This is a genomic window from Promicromonospora sp. NPDC023987 (assembly GCF_040639055.1).
Taxonomy (GTDB): Bacteria; Actinomycetota; Actinomycetes; order Actinomycetales; family Cellulomonadaceae; genus Promicromonospora.
In genome coordinates this window covers 54,661-76,064 of the sequence record NZ_JBEZZF010000023.1, presented here as the reverse complement: position 1 = coordinate 76,064, position 21,404 = coordinate 54,661, and the positions used below count along the sequence as shown (strand labels likewise).

The 21,404-nt window shown below is 73.4% G+C and carries 16 protein-coding genes; 9 read left to right on the top strand and 7 right to left on the bottom strand.

Annotated elements, in window-relative coordinates:
* Positions 1-60: 60 nt before the first annotated feature.
* The 5 genes from AB0F40_RS12880 to AB0F40_RS12860 form a co-directional block, all read right to left on the bottom strand.
* Entirely contained in the window at positions 61-864 is an 804-nt protein-coding gene (locus AB0F40_RS12880) for a carbonic anhydrase family protein (RefSeq protein ID WP_357467566.1), read from the bottom strand.
* A gap of 111 nt (positions 865-975) precedes the next feature.
* Positions 976-3,144, bottom strand: a complete 2,169-nt coding sequence (locus AB0F40_RS12875; RefSeq protein ID WP_357467564.1) for a TPM domain-containing protein — start codon at positions 3,142-3,144, stop codon at positions 976-978.
* A gap of 124 nt (positions 3,145-3,268) precedes the next feature.
* Positions 3,269-4,966, bottom strand: a complete 1,698-nt coding sequence (locus AB0F40_RS12870) for a DNA repair helicase XPB (protein WP_357467560.1) — start codon at positions 4,964-4,966, stop codon at positions 3,269-3,271.
* Positions 4,967-5,008: 42 nt separating this feature from the next.
* Positions 5,009-7,726, bottom strand: coding sequence for a helicase-associated domain-containing protein (locus AB0F40_RS12865; RefSeq protein ID WP_357467557.1), 2,718 nt, complete (start codon positions 7,724-7,726; stop codon positions 5,009-5,011).
* A gap of 61 nt (positions 7,727-7,787) precedes the next feature.
* Complete coding sequence (locus AB0F40_RS12860) at positions 7,788-8,708, bottom strand: NAD-dependent epimerase/dehydratase family protein (RefSeq protein WP_357467554.1); 921 nt, start codon at positions 8,706-8,708, stop codon at positions 7,788-7,790.
* 124 nt (positions 8,709-8,832) lie between these two features.
* On the opposite strand from AB0F40_RS12860, the gene AB0F40_RS12855 reads away from it, so the two are divergent.
* The 4 genes from AB0F40_RS12855 (at position 8,833) to AB0F40_RS12840 (ending at position 14,324) form a co-directional block, all read left to right on the top strand.
* On the top strand, positions 8,833-9,567 hold the full coding sequence (locus AB0F40_RS12855) for a TetR/AcrR family transcriptional regulator (RefSeq protein WP_357467551.1): 735 nt from the start codon (positions 8,833-8,835) through the stop codon (positions 9,565-9,567).
* A 196-nt stretch (positions 9,568-9,763) separates the two neighbouring features.
* On the top strand, positions 9,764-10,138 hold the full coding sequence (locus tag AB0F40_RS12850; RefSeq protein ID WP_357467548.1) for a cold shock domain-containing protein: 375 nt from the start codon (positions 9,764-9,766) through the stop codon (positions 10,136-10,138).
* A gap of 23 nt (positions 10,139-10,161) precedes the next feature.
* Positions 10,162-11,022: a DUF3027 domain-containing protein gene (locus AB0F40_RS12845; protein ID WP_357467546.1), complete on the top strand. Its 861-nt coding sequence runs from the start codon at positions 10,162-10,164 to the stop codon at positions 11,020-11,022.
* Positions 11,019-14,324 (top strand): ATP-binding protein, encoded by a 3,306-nt coding sequence (locus AB0F40_RS12840; protein WP_357467543.1) that lies wholly within the window; start codon positions 11,019-11,021, stop codon positions 14,322-14,324. Before AB0F40_RS12845 ends, AB0F40_RS12840 begins: the two co-directional genes overlap by 4 nt.
* 23 nt (positions 14,325-14,347) lie before the next feature.
* Here the strand turns inward: AB0F40_RS12840 and AB0F40_RS12835 are convergent, their stop codons facing one another.
* Positions 14,348-14,584 carry a DUF2530 domain-containing protein gene (locus tag AB0F40_RS12835; RefSeq protein WP_357467540.1) on the bottom strand — a complete coding sequence of 79 codons (237 nt, stop codon included), beginning with the start codon at positions 14,582-14,584 and terminating at the stop codon, positions 14,348-14,350.
* A gap of 179 nt (positions 14,585-14,763) precedes the next feature.
* Between AB0F40_RS12835 and AB0F40_RS12830 the strand changes: the two genes are divergently transcribed.
* From AB0F40_RS12830 to AB0F40_RS12815, 4 genes are all read left to right on the top strand, one after another.
* Positions 14,764-15,837: a glycosyl transferase gene (locus AB0F40_RS12830; protein ID WP_357467537.1), complete on the top strand. Its 1,074-nt coding sequence runs from the start codon at positions 14,764-14,766 to the stop codon at positions 15,835-15,837.
* A gap of 358 nt (positions 15,838-16,195) precedes the next feature.
* Positions 16,196-17,176 carry a glycosyltransferase gene (locus tag AB0F40_RS12825; RefSeq protein ID WP_357467534.1) on the top strand — a complete coding sequence of 327 codons (981 nt, stop codon included), beginning with the start codon at positions 16,196-16,198 and terminating at the stop codon, positions 17,174-17,176.
* A gap of 103 nt (positions 17,177-17,279) precedes the next feature.
* Positions 17,280-17,780, top strand: a complete 501-nt coding sequence (locus AB0F40_RS12820; protein WP_357467532.1) for a PH domain-containing protein — start codon at positions 17,280-17,282, stop codon at positions 17,778-17,780.
* On the top strand, positions 17,780-19,324 hold the full coding sequence (locus AB0F40_RS12815) for a PH domain-containing protein (protein WP_357467529.1): 1,545 nt from the start codon (positions 17,780-17,782) through the stop codon (positions 19,322-19,324). Before AB0F40_RS12820 ends, AB0F40_RS12815 begins: the two co-directional genes overlap by 1 nt.
* Positions 19,325-19,380: 56 nt before the next feature.
* Here AB0F40_RS12815 and AB0F40_RS12810 read toward each other — a convergent pair whose 3' ends face one another.
* The gene (locus tag AB0F40_RS12810; protein ID WP_357467526.1) at positions 19,381-20,337 is read right to left on the bottom strand and encodes a sulfotransferase; all 957 of its coding nucleotides are present in this window, start codon (positions 20,335-20,337) and stop codon (positions 19,381-19,383) included.
* 212 nt (positions 20,338-20,549) lie between these two features.
* On the opposite strand from AB0F40_RS12810, the gene AB0F40_RS12805 reads away from it, so the two are divergent.
* Positions 20,550-21,389 (top strand): CAP domain-containing protein, encoded by an 840-nt coding sequence (locus AB0F40_RS12805; protein ID WP_357467523.1) that lies wholly within the window; start codon positions 20,550-20,552, stop codon positions 21,387-21,389.
* The last annotated feature ends 15 nt before the right edge of the window (positions 21,390-21,404 follow it).

The window sequence follows — 21,404 nt, the reverse complement described above, 5'->3', positions numbered from 1 at the left end:
GTCGGCAGCCCGGGCTGCCGACCTCCTGACGTTCTACCGACCACTCAGCTCAACGGCTGGTCACTGCTCCACCGTGATCGTGCCCTCGTGCGCCTCTCGGTCGCCCCGGGGCTGGACCGGGCGGGCGTTGTCGTCGTACTTCTCCCGGAGCACGGCGATCTGCTCCGCCGAGAGCTCTACGGGCTCGTGGTAGATGACCCACTCGACGCCCTCGGTGCACGGCGGCGTCGTGAGGCTGCCCCCGTACTCCTCGAAGGTCGGGTCGGTCGGCAGCATCGAGGCGACGTCGATCGGCAGGTCGTCCGTGCCCGGCTCGGCCGCACCGTCGATGAACGGCTGCCAGCCCTCGTTCTCCGCGCCGCCTTCCTCAGCGAGCACCGCGAGAACGAGTACCTGCCCGTCCTCGGCGGTGTGGACGAAGTGGAACTCGGCGTCCATCGTCCGGCCCTCGACGGTGTGCTCGGAGGGCAGGTGGAAGTGCACCTGAGCGAGGTCGAACTCGTCGCCCCTCCACTCGATCTCGGATGCGTCGCCGTCGGGCACGAGCTGGACGGTGTGGCCGGTGTCGACCGACTCGCCGACCGTGGGCGACGACGTGATCCTCGGGTGCTCCGTCAGCTTCTCGTCGGCGTGCTCGGGCAGGTCGATGGGTGACTGCGCATCACCGGCCTCGCATGCGGCGAAGTCGTCGGTGAGGTGACTCCACTCGTCGGGGCCCTCCGCGCCGTGGTACGACCAGTGCACCTCGCCGGCCGTGGCGGGCGGCGGGGCGGTGGACGCCGCGTCGTCGACGGGCGCTGCCGCAGCGCAGGAGGCGAGCAGCGGGGCGAGGAGCAGGACGGCGGGCAGGGCGAGCTTCTTCATGTGTGGCTACCTTCCAGAGGGATCGTCCGACCCCTGTTGGCCAGGGGATCGGGAGGACAACCTACCGATCCCCGGACGTCCCGGGACCACGGGGACGTGCCGAGAGACGCGCTACCGCGCCGGCGTCGGCCACCAGGCACGGACGGTGCCCAGCTTTCGGAGCGCGTCCGGACGCCCGCCGCCGAACCCGCCGCCGCCGAACCCGCCGCCTATCCGCGCCGCGGCGACCCGCTTGCGGGAGCGCACGACGTGCGGGTCCAGCAGGATGCCGCCGAGCAGCATGCCGCCCGTGATGGGGCCGTTCGCCTCGCCGGTCCCGGCCTCGGGACCCACCTCGTCGGTCGTCGTCACGACGACGTCGGCGTCCGCGCGGGCCAGCTGCGCGGCCTCCTGCACGAGCTGGTTCGCGCGCTGGGCCTCACCGAGTGCCGCGGCGGGGTCGGCCGGCTGGTGCGAGCGGGCGACGTCGCCCAGCCGGGCCGCCTCCGCGAGCCTGGTCCGGGCCGCCGAGCCGATGGCGCCGCGCCGCGTGGCGACGAAGTCGGCGGTCTGCCGGAGCTGTTCGTCGACACGGCGGAGAGTGTCCCGCAACAGCGCCGAAGCCCGTGCCGCGACCTCGGCGCCGTCCCGCGTCTCGGCGAGGGCGGCGTCGAGCGAGGCCTCCGCCGCGGCGATGCGCTGCAGCCCGGCGAGCGGGTCACCGCCTTCGCGCGTCATCTCGACGTGCTTGAGCGAGGCCTGGGCGGCGGTGCGGGCAAGGGTGACGCCGAAGTCGCCCTCGACGGCCCGGGCGGCGACCACGTCCTGGGTCAGCGACGCTATCGACTTGTCGAGCCGGCCGGCCGCCTCCTCGAGGTGCAGCTTGATGGCGTCGACGGCGTCGAGCAGCATGACCGCCTGGCCGAGCGCGTTCTGCGCGCCCCGGGCGTGCGCGACGGCGACGGCCTTCTGCCCGGACTCCAGGACCGAGCGTCCGGCGCCCACCGCCTCCTTGGCATTGAGGAGCAGCAGCTCGGCCTGCTCCGGGTTGCCGGAGACCATCGCCAGCGTGTCCAGCGGATACCGCTCCGCGAGCCGGTCGAGGGTGGCGCGCGCGACGGCCACCCGGCCGGCGACCTCCGGCTCACGGGCGTCGACGTCGGCCAGCAGCTCGGGCGCGCGCTGCTGCAGGCGGCGCAGGTCGTCGAACGCGCGGGTGCGCGCGTCGAGCGTGTCGGCGGCGCTCTCGCACAGTGCGACGACGCGAGACAGGCGGGTACGCCGTGCGGCGCCCTCGGGCCCGGCTCCGGCTTCTTCGTCGTCCAGCTCCTGCCGGATCACGAACGCCTGCCGGACGTCGCCGGCGGCGCGCGCCAGGATCAGCTCGAACTCCCTCGTCGCGTCGGCGCCCAGCTCCGCGCGGGCGAAGCCGAGCTCCTGCTCGGAGGTCTTGAGCGCGTCGTCGATGCGGACCAGGGCCGTGGCGGCACGCTCGTCGAGCTCCGTGAGGGACAGGTCGGCGAGCTCGTCCGGCGTCGGCTCGCCGGAAGCCGGGGAGGGGGCTGCGAGCCGGGTCAGGCGGGGCCGCATCCGCGACCCGACGAAGCGCCACAGGACGTATCCGAGGCCAGCCAGGACCAGGAGGCCACCTACGGCGATGCCGGCGATGAGGAGCGGGCTCACTGTGGCCACGCTGGACTGCCGGACCGTGTCGGCGGCATCGATCGCGGCGGGCGCCCACCGCTCGTCCGCGAGCGCGGCAGCCACGGCATCGTCGACCGCACCCAGCTCCTCGGCGGTGAGCGGGACGTTGCTGGGCGCGGACAGGCCGAACTCGCGGTCGGCCGTGGCGATCGCCAGCAGCAGGTCCTCCGTGCCGAGCCCGGACTGGTTCGAGCTCGCGTTGGCCCAGTCCACGGGCTCGGTACCGTCGAAGCTCTCGATGTACACGACGAACAGGCGCAGGTCTGACTCGTCGGCGAGCCGGTCGAGGGCAGTCCGCACGTCCTGGCGTGCCGTGTCGCTGAGCAGGCCGGCGCCGTCCGTCACGGAATCGGTGATCGTGATGGGCGGCGACGCGGGCAGCACGTCCGACATCAGCTCTGCCTGGGTCGCGGCGGACAGCCGTGGCGACACGGACGGCCGTGGTTCCACCGGTGCGGCGACCGTGGCGTTGGCCGCCTGGGCGGTGGCCGCCAGGGCGATCCCGACGAGGCCTGCGAAGGCGACGACGGCCCATCCCCCGGCGGCCCGGGTAGGTGGCTGGTACGGATGCTCGCGCCTTGCTGAGGACTCGATCACGCCCTGATCGTCACCCCGAGTTCAAGACCTCGCAATCGGAGAGGGCACTGTTGCGCATCTGCAATGAATCCTCAGGTAAACGACCAGCGTGAAGCCCATTTTCACAGCACGCGCAGGACCCGTGTCAGAGGGCTGACGAGTCGGCCGGCGACTCGTCCAGGTCCTCGGCGTCCACGATGCGGTAGGCGTACCCCTGCTCGGCCAGGAATCGCTGCCGGTGGGCGGCAAAGTCCTGGTCCACGGTGTCCCGCGCGACGACGGCGTAGAAGTGCGCGGTGCGGCCGTCGGCCTTGGGGCGCATGATGCGCCCGAGGCGTTGTGCCTCCTCTTGACGAGACCCGAAGGAACCCGAGACCTGGACCGCCACCGACGCCTCGGGCAGGTCCACCGAGTAGTTGGCGACCTTGCTCACCACGAGCCGTGAGATCTCGCCCTCGCGGAACGCCCCGAACAGCCGCTGTCGCTCCTTGTTGGTGGTCGCCCCGGTGATGATCGGCGCGCCGAGGTGCTCGGCCAGCTCTTCGAGCTGGTCGATGTACTGCCCGATCACGAGGACCTGGTCGTCCGGGTGGCGGGCCACGATCTGCTCCACCACCTTCTTCTTGCCCGACGCCGACGCGGCGAGCCGGTACTTGTCCTCCATCTCGGCCGTCGCGTACGTCATGCGCTCGCTCTCGGGGAGCGTGAGTCGCACCTCCACGCAGTCGGCGGGGGCGATGTAGCCCTGGGCCTCGATGTCCTTCCACGGCGCGTCGAACCGCTTGGGCCCGATGAGGCTGAACACCTCGTCCTCGCGGCCGTCCTCCCGGACCAGCGTGGCGGTCAGGCCGAGGCGACGCCGGGCCTGGAGGTTCGCCGTCATCCGGAAGACCGGGGCGGGCAGCAGGTGCACCTCGTCGTACAGCACGAGGCCCCAGTCGCGGGCGTCCAGCAGCTCGAGGTGCGTGTAGACGCCCTTCCGCTTGGTGGTCAGCACCTGGTAGGTCGCGATGGTGACGGGCTTGATCTCCTTGCGGGCGCCGGAGTACTCGCCGATCTCGTCCTCGGTGAGGCTCGTGCGTCGCACCAGCTCGTCGCGCCACTGGCGGGCGCTCACGGTGTTGGTGACCAGGATGAGTGTCGTCGTGCCCGACTTCGCCATCGCGCCGGCGCCGACGATCGTCTTGCCGGCGCCGCAGGGCAGCACCACGACACCCGAACCGCCGTGCCAGAACCCGTCGACGGCCTGGGCCTGGTACGGCCGCATCTCCCACGCGGAGGCCTTCTCGTGCGAGGTCCGCGGCTCGGTGGTGTGGTTGAGCTCGATCGGGTGCTTCTCGCCGTCGACGTAGCCGGCCAGGTCCTCGGCCGGCCAGCCGAGCTTGACGAGGACCTGCTTGAGGTGGCCGCGCTCGGAGGGGTGCACCGCCACCGTCGCGTCGTCCAGGCGCTCGCCGACCAGGCCGGCGGTACGTCGTGACTTCAGCACCTCGGCGAGGACGGCCCGGTCGGTGGAGCGCAGCACGAGGCCGTGCGCAGGGTCCTGCACCAGCTGGAGGCGCCCGTAGCGGGCCATCGTCTCGGCGACGTCGACCAGCAGCGCGTGCGGCACCGGGTAGCGGCTGAACTCGATGAGCGTGCTGACCACCTGCTCCGCGTCGTGGCCGGCGGCGCGCGCGTTCCACAGGCCGAGCGCGGTGAGGCGGTAGGTGTGCACGTGCTCCGGCGCGCGCTCAAGCTCGGCGAACGGTGCGATGGAGCGGCGCGCCTGTTCGGCGCTCGGGTGGTCGACCTCCAGCAGGAGCGTCTTGTCGCTCTGCACGATCAACGGGCCGTCGGGCATGGATACTCCCTCAGTCTTGCTCTGGTCTTGCTCTGCTGCGCCTTACGGCGCGGGCGACGTCGGTAGGACGGCCGCGATGCGGTGGACGGCGATCGTCAGCTCGGCCTCTCGGTCCGGGTCGAGAGCACGCAGCCGTCCGCCGTCGAGGTTCAGGGGCTTCAGCTCGCGGCGCTCCAGCCGGCCGGTGTGTCCGGCGACCTCGACGATCACCGTGGAACCGTCGCGGAGCGCGTCGCGTAGCAATGCCAACCCGTCGGCGGGGTGCTGTGTTCCCGCGTCGTCGTCAGGCGGGTCGGTCCCGATGGCGGGGACGGGTGTCACGGCGCGGTCCAGACGGGGTGCGTCCGCGGCCGCGAGGGGCTCCAGGGCGCCAGGCCGTGGCCCTTCCCGCTTCGGCTCGGTGCTGGGCACGCCGGCGACCACCCGGTAGCCGCGCATCGGGACACCGCCGCCGGACGTCGCCACCGACCGCGCCACCTCCGCGGCGTCGGCCCGCGCCCTGGCTCCGGCCCGCGCGGCGTCCTCGACCGCGCGCAGCTCGGCGACCAGGGCCTCCGGGTCGGGAGCGCGGCCGGCGACGTCGGACCCGGTACCCGTCCGGATGGCGGCCGCCGAGCGGGGAGCCGGCATGGCCCGGCCCGTCACGCCCTTGCGCGCGACGAGCACCCGCCCGTCCGAGCCCTCGAGGGCCGAGACCAGACCTCGCTTGCGCAGCGCCTCGTGCAGGGTGGCGGCCGGGACGGAGGCCGCGAGCACGGTGGGCGCCAGCCGCACCAGGTTGAGCCCGACGAGCGTCGGGTCGTGCTCGAGACCCGCGAGCACCGTGGCGTCCGCGGCCCGCAGGTACGACGACGCAGCACCCACCCGTACCGCGCCGTGCCGCCGAGCCGTGTCCCGGATCAGGTACTCCAGGGGCTGGGGGACCGGCACGGGGGACCGGTGGGCCAGCTCGTCGAGCATGCCGTCGGCCGTCTCGCCCTGGTCGAGCGCCCGGGTGACGGAGGCCGGGCTGAACCGCACGGTCGTCGCGGCGCCCCGGGACTCGACGTCGGTCGACCGGTCCAGCAGCCGCGCGAGGTCCCGCGACGGCCGGCCGGGGACGATTCCCGTCAGGTCGCCCTGGAGCAGGATCTCGTCGACCTCGTGCGGCAGGACCGCCCGCAGCGCGCCGGCGGGCCCGCCGTCCCCCGACGGGTCGGACGCACGGTTCACCGGAGCGACCTGTGCGTCCGACCCGTCGGGCCGGCTGAGCACAAGGGCGCGGCCTGGCGTCGACAGCGCACCCGCACCGGTCACGCCCAGCCACTCCGCCTCGGCCAGCAGGCCCTCGACGGCGCTGGCCGGCGGTATGGAGCGAGGCGTGTGCCAGGTCAGCACCTCGACCACCGCCTCGGATGCCGGGGCCACGACGGTGTCACCGGCAGGTTCGCCCGCCAGCACGCCCAGCACGCCGGCGCGCAGCCGGGGGACCCACGGCCGCTGCAGGTCGGGCGACAGCGGCGCACGGAGCGCGCCCTTGTCGTCACGCGAGCCCACCAGCCACGGTGCGCGGCGGGAGACGAGCCAGGCCTCGACGAGCCGCGCCCAGCGGGCGGCGTCGTCCAGGTCGTCCCAGTCGGTCACCGTCGGCACGTACGACGGCGGCGCGTCGCCGTCGTCCCGCACGAGGCCGGCGAGCGCGGCGACCTCGACCACGAACGCCGTCGCCTGCTCGTCCGTCTCCAGCTGCGTCGCGACCCGGCGCAGGTCGCGCACGCCCAGGCCGCCCGCCCGCAGGACCGACGGCGGGTTCTCGTCCCATGCCTGCCGCAGCAGCCGCACGCGCCGGACGAGCTCCAGCGCCGCGCTCGCCGCCTCGGCGTCGGCGGTGGTGGTGTGCACGGCGCGGCCCTGCGGCTCGGGTGGGAGGGTCCGGGGCTCGCGGTGGGTGTGCCCGTCGCGGAGCGCCAGCCCGACCAGACGCGGCAGCACCACGTGCCGCGCGTCGGACCGAACCAGGAGATGTGCGGTGACCAGCCAGTTCACTGCGTCCCGTGGCCGGGAGCCCGCTGGTGGCACGACGCCGACGGGTGGCCCCCAGGCGAGCGCGTCGAGGATCGCGCGAGCACCGGGGGGCGCCTGGGCGAGGAGCTTGTCGAGCGCCACGGCGGTCTCGGTCCGGCCCGGGGCGGAGCCGAGTGCGTGCCCGACGGCCTCGGGCAGCCCGTCCGGGACGGGGTCGAGGTGCGGTCCGAGGCCTGCGGGGTTCGGGCCGAGCAGCTCGTCGAGGCCGGGCACCGTGCGCAGGTCGAGGGCGGCGCCGTGCTGGCCGCCGGCGTCCCAGAGCAGAGCCTGCTCGACGGCGAGGCCGACGGCGGCGACAACGCGGGGCAGGTCCTCCGCGGAACCACCCAGTGCCCACGTGACGACGTCGACGCTGAGCGGACCGGCCAGCGGCGCCGTACCGGTGGCCTCGTCGGGTGGCGTCTCCTGGGCCTCGCGAGGTCCCGAGCGCTCGGGCACCGGACGGAACACCGGCTCCAGGGCCAGCACCGCCTCCAGGACCTGCAGGGTCAGGGCGTCGACGCGCGCGAGAGCGCGCTCGAGCGAGGTGCGGCTGGAGGCACGGGCCGCGAGCGACCGGAGCGTCGAGGGTGAGGGTGCGGCGAGATCAGGACGGGCGCGCAGGAGCGCGGCGAGCGCGGTGTCCGAGCGCTGCCGGAGGTCGTCGGCGAAGTGCCGCGTGGCCGCCGCCGGCGCTGCGGGGAGCGAGGAGGCCATCCTGACGATGCTACGCGGGTTTCCCGGGCCGGAGTTCGGCCGGTCCACGCCCCGGCCGCCGTCAGCCCTGTGCGGTGCGGCGGCAGACCTCCTCCCACGGCGTCGGGGTGATGCCGAAGTGGGCGCGCGCCGCCGAGTCGTCCAGGACGTACGGGCGCTCCCACTGGTAGCCGAGCTCGCGCATCTCGCGCATGAACGGGGAGACCAGTGCGATGGCGTTCAGCGCCGCCCCGCGCAGGGCGGAGATCCTCACGGGCGGCTTGCCGGTGCTCGCGAGGACGTCCGTCAGGGCCTGCGCCTGTGTGACGGGCGGGTTGCTCGGCACGTGCCAGACGCGGCCGTGGGCGCCCCGGTCCTCGGCGGCGGCGATCAGGGTGCGGGCCGCGTCCAGCACGTCGGTGAACGTGTGGGGCTGATCGGTGCGGCCGATCATCGTGACGCGCTTGCCCTGCCGCGCGTCGGGTACGAGGCGCGAGATGTGGCCGTTGCCGCCGACGCCGCGCCCCATGTAGTCGGACCCGCGGATCTCGACGGCACGGATCCGCCCGGCGTCGTGCGCCGCCTTGGCCGCTGCCCACATCCGGGCCCTGAGGCGGCCCTTGTGGTCCGTGGCGGCGTCGGGCAGGTCCTCGGAGATGAGCCCGTCGACGGGGCCGTACGGGTAGAGCGTGCCGGTGATCGCGTAGACGGCGCCGGAGCGCTCGGCGGCCGAGAGCAGGGACGCGGCGAGCGGCGGCCAGACCCGCTCCCACTGGGTGTAGTCGGCAGGATTGGCGCAGTTGTACAGGTGGTCGGTGCCCTCGGCGGCCCGCGTCAGCGCGTCGGCGTCCGACGCGTCGAGGGCGAGGTGCTCGACGCCGTCGATCCCCGTGCTGCGGCCCGACCGGCTCGCCACGGTGACGCGGGAGCCCCGCTCGGCGAGCAGGGCGGCGACGTGGCGGCCGATGGGACCGGCGCCGACGATGAGGTGGTGGTCAGCCATGATCGATGCTCCATTCTGAGAGCGGTGCTCTCGCTATGCCGCAAGCGTGGCATGAGCAGCTGCTCCTTGGCAAGAGCGGTGCTCGCGTTTGTGTGCGGTGATCCAGCATGGCAGCCTGTGAGGCATGAGCCCGGCCCGCACCGCCCGTGCCCTCGCCCGCGAGGCCATCACCCGCGAGATCCTCGACTCGGCCCGAGCACGGCTGGCTACCGACGGTCCCGCCGCGTTGTCGCTGCGCGCCGTCGCGCGTGACGTCGAGATGGTCTCCTCCGCCGTCTACCGGTACTTTCCGAGCCGGGACGCCCTCCTCACCGCGCTGCTCATCGAGGCGTACGACGAGCTGGGGCACGCCGCGGAGGCTGCCGACGCCGGCGTCAGCGACCGCTCGGACACCGCCGCTCGCTGGCTCGCCACGTTTCGTGCCGTGCGGGCCTGGTGCGTCGCGCACCCGGGGGAGTTCGGGCTGCTCTACGGCACCCCCGTGCCTGGTTACGCCGCGCCGCGGGACACCGTCGACCCCGCCACCCGGGTCGTGCGGGTCCTCGTGCGTATCGTGGGCGACGCCTACGCGGCGGGCGCGCGCCCGCCCGTGGTGCCGGCTGCCCCGGCCGGCGCGGACCCCGGGATCGTCGCTCCCGCGCTGGCGTTCATCGCCGAGCACGGCCTGATGGCGGACAGTGACCTGTCCGACGACGAGCTGCCGGAGGTCGTCCGCCGCGCCCTCATGGCGTGGACCGCCCTGTTCGGCACGCTCTCGTTCGAGCTGTTCGGACACCTGGTGGGCTCGGTCACCGACCCGGAGGCGTGGCTGGACGAGGTGGCGCTCCGGCTCGGCGCGGACCTCGGGATCCGGGCGTGAGAACCCGTTGGCGGGCCTGCGGGACCCGGCTCGGACGGCTCGGTGCGGGCGAAGAGTGCCCAATGCATGCGACGTGTCAGGCTTCCGCCCGGTAACCTGGTACTTCCGGCCGGAGGTGGCGCGCTCAGCTCGCAGCAACCAGGCCGTCCTGAGCAGTTTCCACGAGTAGTACTGACAAGCACAGAAGAAGGTCGTAGTGCCCACCGGCAAGGTCAAGTGGTTCGACACCGACAAAGGCTTCGGTTTCATCGCCAACGAGGACGGAGGCGAGGTATTTCTGCACGCCTCCGCCCTGCCCGAGGGCGTAGTGCCCAAGCCGGGCGCCCGGGTGGACTTCGGGGTGGCCGACGGCCGCCGCGGTCCCCAGGCGCTCGCGGTCAAGGTGCTGGACGCTGCCCCGTCGGTTGCCAAAGCGAAGCGGAAGTCCGCCGACGACATGGCTGTGATCGTCGGTGATCTCACGCAGATGCTGGACCGCGTAGCAAATGACCTGCGCAAGGGGCGTTATCCGAAGAACACGGAGACGCTTGCCAAGATGCTGCGCAAGGTCGCAGACGACTTCGACGCCTGAACCCCCACGAGGTCCCGAGGAACATGGTCACGACCATCGCGCCCGCCACCCGCACACTCACCCGGAGGGTCGCCGCACGCTCAAGCCGAGACGCCGTCCTGAACGGTGCCGCCGAGCTTGCTCGCGCCGCCGCGCAGGAGGTCGCGGAGCGGCCGGACGACGTCGGGGAGCACCTCGGCACCGTCTTCGAGGACGAGCGGGTCGCCTCGCACCGCTTCGCCGCCACGATGCGGGGCTACCGCGGCTGGCACTGGACGGTGACGGTGACCCGCGTGCCGCGCGGCCGGACCGCCACGATCAGCGAGGTCGAGCTCCTGCCGGGGGACGAGGCGATCCTCGCCCCCGCCTGGCTGCCGTGGTCCGAGCGCCTGCGCCCCGGCGACGTCGGCGCAGGCGACGTGCTGCCGTTCCGCGCCGACGACCCGAGGCTCGAGCCCGGGTACACCTCGACGGGCGACTCCGAGGTGGACGAGGTGGCGATCGACGAGCTCGCGCTCGCCCGCACCCGCGTGCTGTCCCCGCAGGGCAGGGACGAGGCCGCCGAGCGCTGGTACCGCGGCTCTCGCGGCCCCACCACGGCGGGCGCCGTCGCGGCGGCCGCCGAGTGCATGACCTGCGCGTTCCTCATCCCGCTGTCCGGCTCGATGGGACAGCTCTTCGGGGTGTGCGCCAACGAGTGGTCGCCTGACGACGGCAAGGTCGTCTCGCTCGACCACGGCTGCGGCGCGCACTCGGAGACCGACGTCGAGGAGCACCCGACCGACTGGCCGGCACCGGCGCCGCTGATCGACGAGCACCTGGTGGAGGCCACGCCGCTGGTCGAGCCTGCGCCGGTGGTCGAGCCTGTCGAGACCCCGGCCAACGAGGACACGTCTCCCGCGTGACCCACGACCCCTTCGGCACCGGTGCGCTGCGGCGCGCGGTGACCGAGGCGTGGCGTGCGTCACCGACGCGTTTCCGCGAGGACGCGAACTCCGAGGAGGACCACGCACGCGGCTACTACCGCGACCGGGTGGTGGTCGAGCTGGCGCAGAACGCCGCCGACGCCGCCGCGCGTGCCGGGGTGCCGGGCCGGCTGGCCCTGCGTCTGGAGCCGGTCGGTGCTGGCTGGCGCCTCGTCGCCACCAACACAGGTGCCCCCCTCGACGCCGACGGCGTCGCGTCGCTGGCGTCCCTCCGCGCCTCGGCGAAGACCGGTGAGCTGCAGGGTGCGGCCCCGGCAACCGCCGACGTCGTCGGGCGCTTCGGTGTCGGGTTCGCCGCCGTGCGCTCCGTGTCGGACGAGGTGCTGGTCCGTTCCCGGGACGGCGGCGTGCGGTTCTCGCTCGCCGCGACGCGCGCGGAGCTCGGTCTGTTGGCACAGGCCGGCGCCGAGATCGGTCCCTTGCATCGAGATCGGTCCATCGATGGACCGATCTCGATGCAACCGACCGATCTCGATGCCGACGCCCAGCAACCTGCCGACCTTGATGCCGACGCTCGGCAGCCGACCGACCTCGGGCGCGAAGCCAGGGCACGGGGTGCTGCGTTGCCTGTGCTGCGGCTCCCGTTCTCCGCACCCGGGACCGCACCGGACGAACCGGACACCGTGGTCGAGCTGTTGCTGCGCGACGCCGACGCCGTGGCCGCCGTCAGCGCCCAGCTCGCCGCGCTCGACGACGCCCTCCTGCTCGCCCTCCCCGCCCTCGATGAAGTGGTGATCGAGGACGACTTTGCAGGTCAACCAGGTTCTGGCCCGCCGGGCTCCGTACCGTCGCCGCCCCACCGCGTACTGCGCGACGTCGGGTCGCGGTGGCGCGTGCACCGGGCCTCCGGGGCCCTGGACCTTGACGAGTCGCTGCCCACCGAGGCGCGTCGCCCGGACTGGTCGGTGCTCTGGGCCCTGCCCACCACTGGGGGCCGCGCAGCGGAGAGCTCGGTGCTGCACGCGCCGACCCCGACGGACGTCCGGCTCACCTTCCCGGCGCTGCTCATCGCGTCGTTCCCGCTCGACCCCGGGCGGCGAGGCGTGCTCCCCGGCCCGACGTCGGACCGCGTGGCAGCCGAGGCAGGGCTGGCCTACGCCGCGTTCCTGGGCGACCTCGGTGCCGAGCGCGAGGTCCTCGGGCTGGTGCCGACCGGGCTCCCGGCGAGCGACATCGACGCCGCGATCCGTGCGTCGGCCGACACCGCCTTGCGCGACACCCCGATCCTCCGCCTGGGTGCACCGGACCCGACGCCCGGGTCGGGCGCACCGGACCCGACGTCCCGGACCGAGGACGCCGTCGGGGTGGCGCAGCGCGTCGCACCGAGGGCCGCGGCCTTCCTCACCGGGCCGCTCGGCGAGGACCCCACGCTCGCCAGGGCCCTCGCGGCGGGCGCCCCGGCTGCGCTGGTCACCGTTCCCGTGCGGTACCAGGCCCTGGCGCGCTCGCTGGGCGCCGGCCCCGTCGATCTCGCCGACCTCGTCGAGGTGCTGCCGCCCGATCCCGGCCTGGTGCACACGGCCCTCGCCGCCCTCGCGCCGCACGCCGGTGAGCACGCGGTGCTCGAGGCCGTCGCAGGGGCGCCGCTCCCGCTCGCCGACGGCCGGACGGCCCGAGGCGCCCGCGGGACCGTGCTGCTCGACACGCCGCACCTCGCCGGGATCGCCCGCGCCCTCGGCGTCCGCGTCGTGCACCCGGACGCCGCACACCCACTGCTGGAGCGGGCCGGGGCCGCGCCCACCACGCCGCGCGGGCTGCTCGCGGACCCCGCCGTCCGGTCGACGGCGCTCGTCGCGGCGGAGGACGTGCTGGACGACGACGCCGAGCGCCTCGCGGCGGTGCTGTCCACGGCAGGACCGACGTCACTGCCGGTGCCGGAAGACCCGGATGCGCTCGCCGGTCCGACCCCGGCCGAGACGGTCGCCGCGGTGCTGGAGCTGGTCCGGCTCGCCGCCGCAGAGCCAGGGGCCGACCTTCCGTTCTGGCTGGGTGAGCTGCCCGTCGTGGCGGACGACGACGTCGTCCCGCTGCGCGAGGCAGCGCTGCCGGGGACGTGGGCGGCCCAGCACCTGGACCTCGCCCGCATGCGGGACGACGTCGTCGGGCGCTGGGGCCCGGCGGCCCTCGCCGCCGCCGGTGCCCGCGCCGACCTGGGCGTCTACCGGGTGGTCGACGTCGTGACGGCCGACGACGGGGACGACGCCGACTACGGGCCCGACGACCCCGCCGGCTGGCTGTCCGACTGGGACGAGTACCTCGAACATCTCGCGGACGAGCTCGGCCCGGGTGCGTGGGTCGGTGACGTGGCGGCCGTGCCGGACCTCGACGCGCTCGGGGACGCCACCGACGCCGCGCAGAGCCCGCTCGCGTCGGCGCTCGGCCGACTCTCCGCCGAACCCGAGCTGCGCCGCGCCCTGTTGACCCCCGTGCGCTCCCCGGACGCCCCGGGCCGGGAGGCCCTGTCGTACACGGCGTGGTTCCTGCGGCGCCGGCTCGGTGGGCCGTTCGCGCTCGGCGACACCCCGCTGCTGCCACCGGCGCCGTCGGAGACCGCTGGCCTCGGTGACGACCTCCTGGCCGCGCTCGGCGGGTTGCACGACCTGACTGACCTGCCCGGACACGAGTGGACGAGAGTCCTGGAGCGGCTACCCGAGGTGCGGGGGCGGCTGTCCGCCGACGTCGCACGCGCAGTCTGGACGGGTCTGGCTGCGCTCGCGCGAGCCGACGACCCACGACCGATCTCCCCGCCCCGGCTGCCCGCGCTCGGGCCGGGCGGCCTCACGGTGGAGAGCACCGACGACCTCGCGGTCGCCGCCATGCCTCGGTGGGCGCAGCTCGGCCCCGTGGTGCCCGCCCCGGCCGACGTCGCCGAGCGGCTGGCCGACCTGCTGGACCTGCCGTACGAGGGCGGCTCCGACCTCGCGCCCGACGAGCCAGGGGAGCCGGTCGGCCTGGACCCGCGGGTCCAGGCCCTCGCACCGGGCGCGCCGGAGACCTGGCGCCGCCACGACGCCCTGACGGTCGACGGCACCCGTGTCGCGTGGTGGGTGTCCGAGGACCCGACGGGGGCGGGCGGCCCGGGTGTCGCGCACGCGACCTCGCCCGAGACGCTCGCCCGCGCGCTGGCCGAGCTCACGGGCGCTGACGTGCTGCTGCTGGAGGCGGCGCTGCGCGACCCGGGCCGCGCGGAGGAGCTGAGCGCGGAGCGCGCCTGGAGCTGACCTCCGGCAGGCGTCGTTGCGGCCTATCGCCGGAGGCGCGCCCAGAGCAGGCCGAGCCCGCCGAGCACGATGCCAGTGCCGCAGATCGCGATCGCCTCGACGCTGCCCCGGCCGGTGAGGTGCAGGATCAGTGCCACGACCAGGCCGATCGCGAACAGCCCGATGCCCGCGCCGAAGACCTTGAGGAGATCGGCGCGCGGGGCAGGCGGGCTCGGCCGGCGCTCCTCGGGGTGCGCCAGCAGGGAGCGGATCGTTGGCACCTTGCCATTGTACGGACAAGAGCGCGTCAAGTCGGCCTGGCCTTCCGCGCGTCCTGGGTGAACCGGGTAACGACCGGCTGATCGTCCCGGGTGCGCGCTCCAGGCCGCCGGAATACGATCTACAGCCACTGCCAGGTGTTCAGCGCTCTGAATTCCTGTGCGTCTCGGCGGAAAGGGGCATGGTGCGGCGAGCGGGCAGGGGCGGGACCGGCGGTCCTGAGGGACCGGCAGGTGTCGAGCCGACCGCCCGTGCGCGGATCCGCGTGCTGCACGTGCTACCCGCCCCGAACGGCACCACGCAGTACGTCGACCACATGATCGGCGCGGCGCCGCCCGAGATAGCGATCCTCACGTTCTCGTGGCCCCGCGCGGTCTTCGGCGCGTACGACGTGCTGCACGTGCACTGGCCGGAGCTCCTCGTACGGGAGCGGACGCCCGTCGGCCGGGTCATCAAGGCGGCGCTCGCCTACACGCTCCTGCTCCGGCTCGAGCTGACCGAGACGCCGGTCGTGCGGACCGTGCACGACGTCGCGCCGCAGGCGTCCGGCGACCGGCTGGCGAGGTCCTTCCTGGAGAGGCTGGACCGCCGGACCGCCCTGTGGATCAGGCTCAACCCGACGACGCCGCTCCCGCCCGGAGTGCGCGCCGCTACCATCCCGCACGGCCACTACCGGTCGGTGTTCCCACCCGACCCCGGTACGAGGGCGGAGCCGGGCCGGCTGTTCCTGTTCGGCCTGATCCGCCGGAACAAGGGGGTCGAACGGCTGCTCGACGTGTTCCGCGCGGTCAACGACCCGGTGATGCGCCTGACCGTCGTCGGCAGGTCCCAGGACGCGGCGCTCGCCGACCACATCGAGGCGGCCGCGCGAGCCGACCACCGTATCGAGGCGAGGCTGGAGATCGTGCCCGACGACGTGCTCGCGCGGGAGGTGCGCCGTGCGGAGCTCGTGGTGCTGCCCTACCAGGACATGCACAACTCCGGTGCCGCGCTGCTCGCGCTGTCGCTCGACCGTCCCGTGCTCGTACCCCGGAGCGCCGCAACGGACGCCCTCGCCCGGGAGGTCGGCGAGGGCTGGGTGCTCATGTTCGACAGCGTGCTCCAGCCGGCGGACCTGCTGCGGGCGACCGCCGTCGCGCGGATGACCCGTGAGCGGGGGACGCGGCCACACCTGGACGAGCGCGACTGGGAACGAGTCGGTCGGCGGCACGCCGAGGCGTACCGCAAGGTGGTGCCCCACCTCGTCGGCCCGTGACCAGGGGTACGGGCCGACCAGGCCGTCGGCTGTCGGCGTAACCCCGAGGCAGTGACGGAATCAGTGCCGCCGAATGATCCTGAAGTATTCGGCGACGTTCGACGTGTTCCCCTGATGAGGCGCGAGCGTTCGGTTCGGCCGGCCGAGAGAAGCGCGCCGGTCTGCGTCGTACAAGGGGTTCTTTGCCGCGCCTGCCTGCGCTTCCGTTGGTAATCTGACTGAGGTTCGGTGGAATCGCGCCCGCTGGGGTTTATGCCCATTTAAGGGCGAATCTCGGCACGCGATAAAGGGGGCGCAGTTGCGCATTTTGCATGTCACGGACCACTATTCCGACGGCGTAGGGCGCGCGATCGACCGCATGACGGAGCTGGTCCCCGAGGCCGAGCACCACCTGCTGTCCACCGGTGCCGAGAGCACCCAGGGGCACGGCGCCTACCGGAGCACGGCAGCACTCCCGGACGGGTTCGTCGCACGGGTGCGCGCGGTCCGCGAGGCGGTCGACGAGACGGTGCCCGACGTCGTGCACGCGCACTCGGGCTGGGCCGGGCTGTACACGCGGGTCCGGAGGCTGCCGGTGCCCGTCGTCCACCAACCGCACTGCTACTCCTTCGAGCGGTCCGACCTCTCGGGCCTGGTCCGTCGCGGGCTGCGAGTCCTGGAGCGGGCGCTGGTGGCGAACGGCACGGTGGTCGCCGTCGTGAGCCCGCGCGAGGAGCGCCTCGCCCGGTCCCTGGGCGCGCGGAACATCGTGCGCCTTCCCAACGTCCCGTCGTCCGCGGCGGTGCGAGAGGCGGGCAAGCGGTCCGGGGTGGTGGCGACGAACCCGCGGACCGTCACCATGGTCGGCCGCGTCATGGCACAGAACGACCCGAGGTTCTTCGCGGAGACCGCCCGGCTGGCTCGCCGGTTCGACCTGAACCTGCACTTCCGGTGGCTGGGCGAGGGTGACGAGACCCTCGTGCACACGCTGAGGGACACGGGAGTCGAGGTCACCGGCCGGCTCACGGCGGACGACGTCATGCGTCAGATGGCGGCCTCCGACGTGTACCTGCATTCCGCCTCGTACGAGGGTTTCCCGATCAGCGTGCTGGATGCCGCCCGCGTCGGTCTGCCGACCATCGTGCGTCAGATACCGGCCTTCGAGGGCACGCGGCTCACCGCTGTGGAGTCCCCGGCGGAGGCTGCTTTCGCCGCTCATGCCGCCGTCGAGGACCCGGAGGAGCGCCCGCACATGATCGAGGCCGGCGACTGGCTCGTCGGCGCGATGGACGAGTCGGCACTGCACGACGGCGTGATCGAGGCGTACACGACGGCCACGGGTGGGGCCCTGGTGGCGTGACGGCGGTCCGGTGTGCTCTTGCTCGTGCACAGCACTTTCCTGGACGGGAAGCTAGGTCGTGCGGGATGGTCCGAACCGTGCGGCGACGACGAGAGACGGACGAATGAGCGCGGAGCTTCCGGTGGCCGGCGATCCGGGCACGGAACGTCTGGCCGATTCGACCATCCGCTACTGGAACATCCGCTCGATGATCGGCGGCGGACTCTTCCTGGCGGCCTGTGCGGGTGTCCTGCTGATCTTCCGTGCGGAGTGGATGCTCTTCTGGGTGCCCTGGGTCGTCGCTCCGGTCGTGGTCCTCAGCGTCGTGCTCGACGTCCTCGTGCTCAACAGGGTCCAGTTCCGCAACTACTCCTTCACCGTGACCCCCGAGTTCGTCTATGTGGCGCAGGGCCGCCTGTTCCGCAGGTCCGCGACGATCCCGACCGCGCAGATCCTCAATGTCGAGACCGTCCAAGGGCCGCTGTTGGCGTCGATGGGGCTCGTCACAGTTCGGTTCACGTGTCTCCTCGCGGTCGACGGGGTCGGCCCGCTGCCGCCGGACCGGGCGGAGCGCATTCGTCGCGCGGTACTCGACCGGCGTGCCGACAGCGAGGTGGTCGGTTGATGCCGCCCGTGTCCCGTGCCGGGGCACGGGCTCCGGCAGCGCTCGTCGCCGCCGAGCTCGTCCAGACCCTGCCGAGCCTCGCTCTCCTCCTGGTCGCCCTGTCCGCCTGGGCGGCACGCGATGACGGTCAGCTCCGGACCGCTGGTCTGGTCGCCATGCTCGTCGCGTTCGCGCTGCGCCTGGTGGGACCGGTATACGGCTGGCTGTCCGTCACCTACGTCGTCGACGACACAGGGGTATCGGTGACGAGCGGGCTGTTCGCACGTCGTACCCGGACCATGGCCTGGTCTCGTGTGAAGAGCGTCGAGACACGGAGGCCGTGGTACCTGCGGCTCTTCAAGCTGAACCGTGTGACGCTGATCCAGGCGGGCGAGGAATCGGCGCAGGTGGTGCTCCGTGCCCTTCCTGATGGTGATCCCCTGCTGTCCCGGCTGCTGACGTTCGCCGGTCCGGGACCGGACACAGACGTCCCGGGGCGGGACGCAGACGTCCCCGCGGAGCCGAGCGGCTCGTTGCTCGACGACGCCGCCGCACAGACGAGCGACGCCGCCCAGGAGACGCTGATCCACGCGCTCGACCGCCGTGGCCTGGCCCTGATGAGCCTCGCGCACGGTCAGGCGCTCCTGTTGGCGCCGGTGGTGCTGATGGCCGCGTGGGAGGCGATCGACACCCTCGACCTGGCTGCCGGTCTCGGCGGGGTCACCGAGCGATTCGGCGTCGTGTGGGTGGGGGTCGTGGCCGCGCTCGGCGCGATGGTGGTCGGCGTCGTGGGTACGGTCGTGCGGTTCCACGGGTTCCGGGTGACGGCCCTCCGAGATGGCCGGCTGGCCATCCGCTACGGGTTGATCGAAGCCCGCGAACGTGTGGTGGACCCTGGAGCGGTCGTGGGCGTGACGGTCCAGCGGAACTTCCTCGAGCGGCTGATGGGCCGCGCCCGGCTCTCGGTGGTCACCCGGGACGCGACCGGCGGGCTCGGGACGAACCTCATCGTGCCCTCGGTCTCGGTCCTGGTCGTGGACGCCTTGGTCCGGAGGCATCTCAGGAGCTTCCTGACCGAGCGGACGTACCGCGCCAAGGGACGCGGAGCGTTGGTGCGGAGCAGCATGTCCACGCTGGGGCTCGTCACGGTTCCGGCCCTGGTGTTCTGGCTGATGCAGGTGATGGCGGCGACACCGGTCCTCTGGTCGGCCGTCGGGGCGCTCATCTCCTTCGCACTGCTTCGTGCCGTGGGCGCTCTCCTCACCGCTGAGCTGCACTTCGATCCGGTCGCCGACGTCATGGTGCACACGACGCTGTTCTCCGTCGAGCGCATCACGACGGTCGCGGCATCCTCGTTGCACGGCGTGGCAGCCTGGCAGCGGCCAGGCCGGCACGCGGGACCACCGATGCTCGTGACCTGTCATCTCTATACCGGCCGTCCCCGGCGGCTGGCCGCCGTCCGCTGCGACAGGCAGGACCTTGACGTCCTCAGAGCGGTGCTGATCGACGGGTCCGGCGACCCTGCGACGACGGCGGTGGCCGGCGGGAGCGGACGGCCCGGCTGATCCGCCGGGCCGGTGACGCTGCGATCTTGGGTCCCGAGCACCAGGTTGATCTCTCCTCATCGGGTGTCGGCCGCCAGGACCGCCGGTGCACCGCGGACCACCGGGGCCCACGGGGCGGCCTCGTCCAGCGTGCTCAGGTCGTACCCGTGCGCACGGATCCGGTCCCCGAGATGCTCGTTGACCACGTTGCGATAGCGGGGGAGCAGCGCGGCGTCGGTGACGTCGCGGAGCAGGTCGGCCCGCGGTGTGCCGCTGCGGGAACCAAGATTCCCGACGTGGCTCCGGAACCGCCCCGCCAGCTGGCCTCGGCCACCGGTCCGCCACAGCTCCGCGTAGCGGTTGCCGCGCCCGACGTCGACGGCGCCGACCGCCTCGGCATCGAGCTCGATGTCCAGGAATTCCGCGACCCGGCCGAGCTGCTGCGCGGGATCGCGCATCAGGTGCTCGTACCGCAGCACCAGCAGGTTCTCGATGTGCAGCGCGTCCTCCGCGAACACGTCGTGCGCGTGCACCCAGTGCTCGACGAGCCGCGGGAAGCCGTAGGTGAACCGCCCACGGCTACGCGTGGCCCACTTCCGGACCGCCAGCGCCTGCACCACGGGGTGTCGTGTCACGACGATGAAGCGTGCCTTCGGGAAGATCTCCTGGAAGTAGCGCATCTTCGTGAGGTTGGGCGGAGACTTCTCCACGAGCACGGTGCGGTCGAGGTCCCAGAAGGGCGACCAGCTCTGCCAGAGCCGCGCACCGGCGTCGGGCACGCGCCGCGCGTCCTCCTCGGTGAGGTGCGCCTGCGGGTGAAACGACCATTCGGACGTATTGCCGAGACCGCCAGCATAGATGTCCTGAATATGCTGGCCCTCGTCCAGTACGGCGCCGGTTCCGGTCAGTGCTGAGGCGTCGGCGCTCGCGCCGATGATGCGGGCGACAAGAGTGGTTCCACTGCGCTGCAGACCGCCGACAAAGGTAATTCGACGGTCGTGCCAGGGCGTGCTGCTCGTGCTCGTTCCGGACATCAGAAGACCTCAGCTGGTCGGCCGGGAAAGGGGCGCTGGTGCCCCGCAAAAATATGCGATGAATGTGCCGCGTGCGACCGGAGCCCCGCAGTCGCGACCGGCTGCGATCGGCCGCCGCGGTGCCCCAGCGGCGGGCCGTCGGCCGCGGCGTCCTGTCGCAGATGCGTCCGCACCATTCCCCACCGCCGAGATCGCCGGTATTGTCCGGACTTGTGTCCCCAGCGCGCTGCACGACGTCGTCCGCGTCCCGGCCGCGGCGCGCCCTGCCCAGGGCCGTCGCCCGCGTAGCCCTGGGCGCCGCGGTGGCCGCGTGCCTGACGGCGTGCGCAGGGCTCCTCGATCCGGGCGCCGAGCCGATGCCCGCGCCGGGGATGGCCCCAGGGGTCGTGAGCGCGGCCGCTCCCGTGCAGGTGGCGCCCTCCCCGCAGCCCACCTCGGTGGGCTCGATCCAGGGAGAGCACACCCAGGAGTCCGCCGCGGTCGACGTGCAGCCGGCACCCACCGGTTCGGCGTCGCGCGGCGGGGACCGCGAGGCCGCGCCCGGGGCGGGCGACGACGCGGAGCAGGGCGACGACGCGGGTTCCGGAGACTCCGGTGGCACCGGCGGGTCAGAGGGCGGCAGCGGCGGTTCGGCGGGCGGGGCCGGGGACGAGGGGTCGGCCGACGCCGACCTGAGCGACGCCGCGCAGTACGCCGCCGCGCTGGAGGACGCCGTCAACGGGCACCGCACGGCGAACGGCCTGCCGCCCCTGACCCACGACGCCTGCGCGTACGACGTGGCGCTCGAGCGAGCCGCCGCGCTGGTCGGGAAGGAGCTGGCGCACGCACCGCTCGGCCCGATCTTCGAGGCTTGCCCCACCAACGCGGTGGCGGAGAACCTGGCCAAGGGCGCGTGGGCGCCGCCGGAGGCGGCGCAGGGCTGGATGGACTCCGAGGGGCACCGCGCCAACATCCTGAACGGCGACCTCACGCGGGGTGCGGTCGCCTGCGTGCCCGACGGCGGCGACCCCGCCGCTCCGGTCATGATCTGCGCGCACGTGTTCCTCGGCTGACGGCGCCGGTCCGGC

Bases quoted from the DNA above. Each gene is read 5' to 3' on its own strand.
- AB0F40_RS12880 (WP_357467566.1), bottom strand. From the start codon at position 864: ATGAAGAAGCTCGCCCTGCCCGCCGTCCTGCTCCTCGCCCCGCTGCTC.
- AB0F40_RS12870 (WP_357467560.1), bottom strand. From the start codon at position 4,966: ATGCCCGACGGCCCGTTGATCGTGCAGAGCGACAAGACGCTCCTGCTG.
- AB0F40_RS12865 (WP_357467557.1), bottom strand. From the start codon at position 7,726: ATGGCCTCCTCGCTCCCCGCAGCGCCGGCGGCGGCCACGCGGCACTTC.
- AB0F40_RS12860 (WP_357467554.1), bottom strand. From the start codon at position 8,708: ATGGCTGACCACCACCTCATCGTCGGCGCCGGTCCCATCGGCCGCCAC.
- AB0F40_RS12855 (WP_357467551.1), top strand. From the start codon at position 8,833: ATGAGCCCGGCCCGCACCGCCCGTGCCCTCGCCCGCGAGGCCATCACC.
- AB0F40_RS12845 (WP_357467546.1), top strand. From the start codon at position 10,162: ATGGTCACGACCATCGCGCCCGCCACCCGCACACTCACCCGGAGGGTC.
- AB0F40_RS12830 (WP_357467537.1), top strand. From the start codon at position 14,764: ATGGTGCGGCGAGCGGGCAGGGGCGGGACCGGCGGTCCTGAGGGACCG.
- AB0F40_RS12825 (WP_357467534.1), top strand. From the start codon at position 16,196: ATGACGGAGCTGGTCCCCGAGGCCGAGCACCACCTGCTGTCCACCGGT.
- AB0F40_RS12820 (WP_357467532.1), top strand. From the start codon at position 17,280: ATGAGCGCGGAGCTTCCGGTGGCCGGCGATCCGGGCACGGAACGTCTG.
- AB0F40_RS12815 (WP_357467529.1), top strand. From the start codon at position 17,780: ATGCCGCCCGTGTCCCGTGCCGGGGCACGGGCTCCGGCAGCGCTCGTC.
- AB0F40_RS12810 (WP_357467526.1), bottom strand. From the start codon at position 20,337: ATGTCCGGAACGAGCACGAGCAGCACGCCCTGGCACGACCGTCGAATT.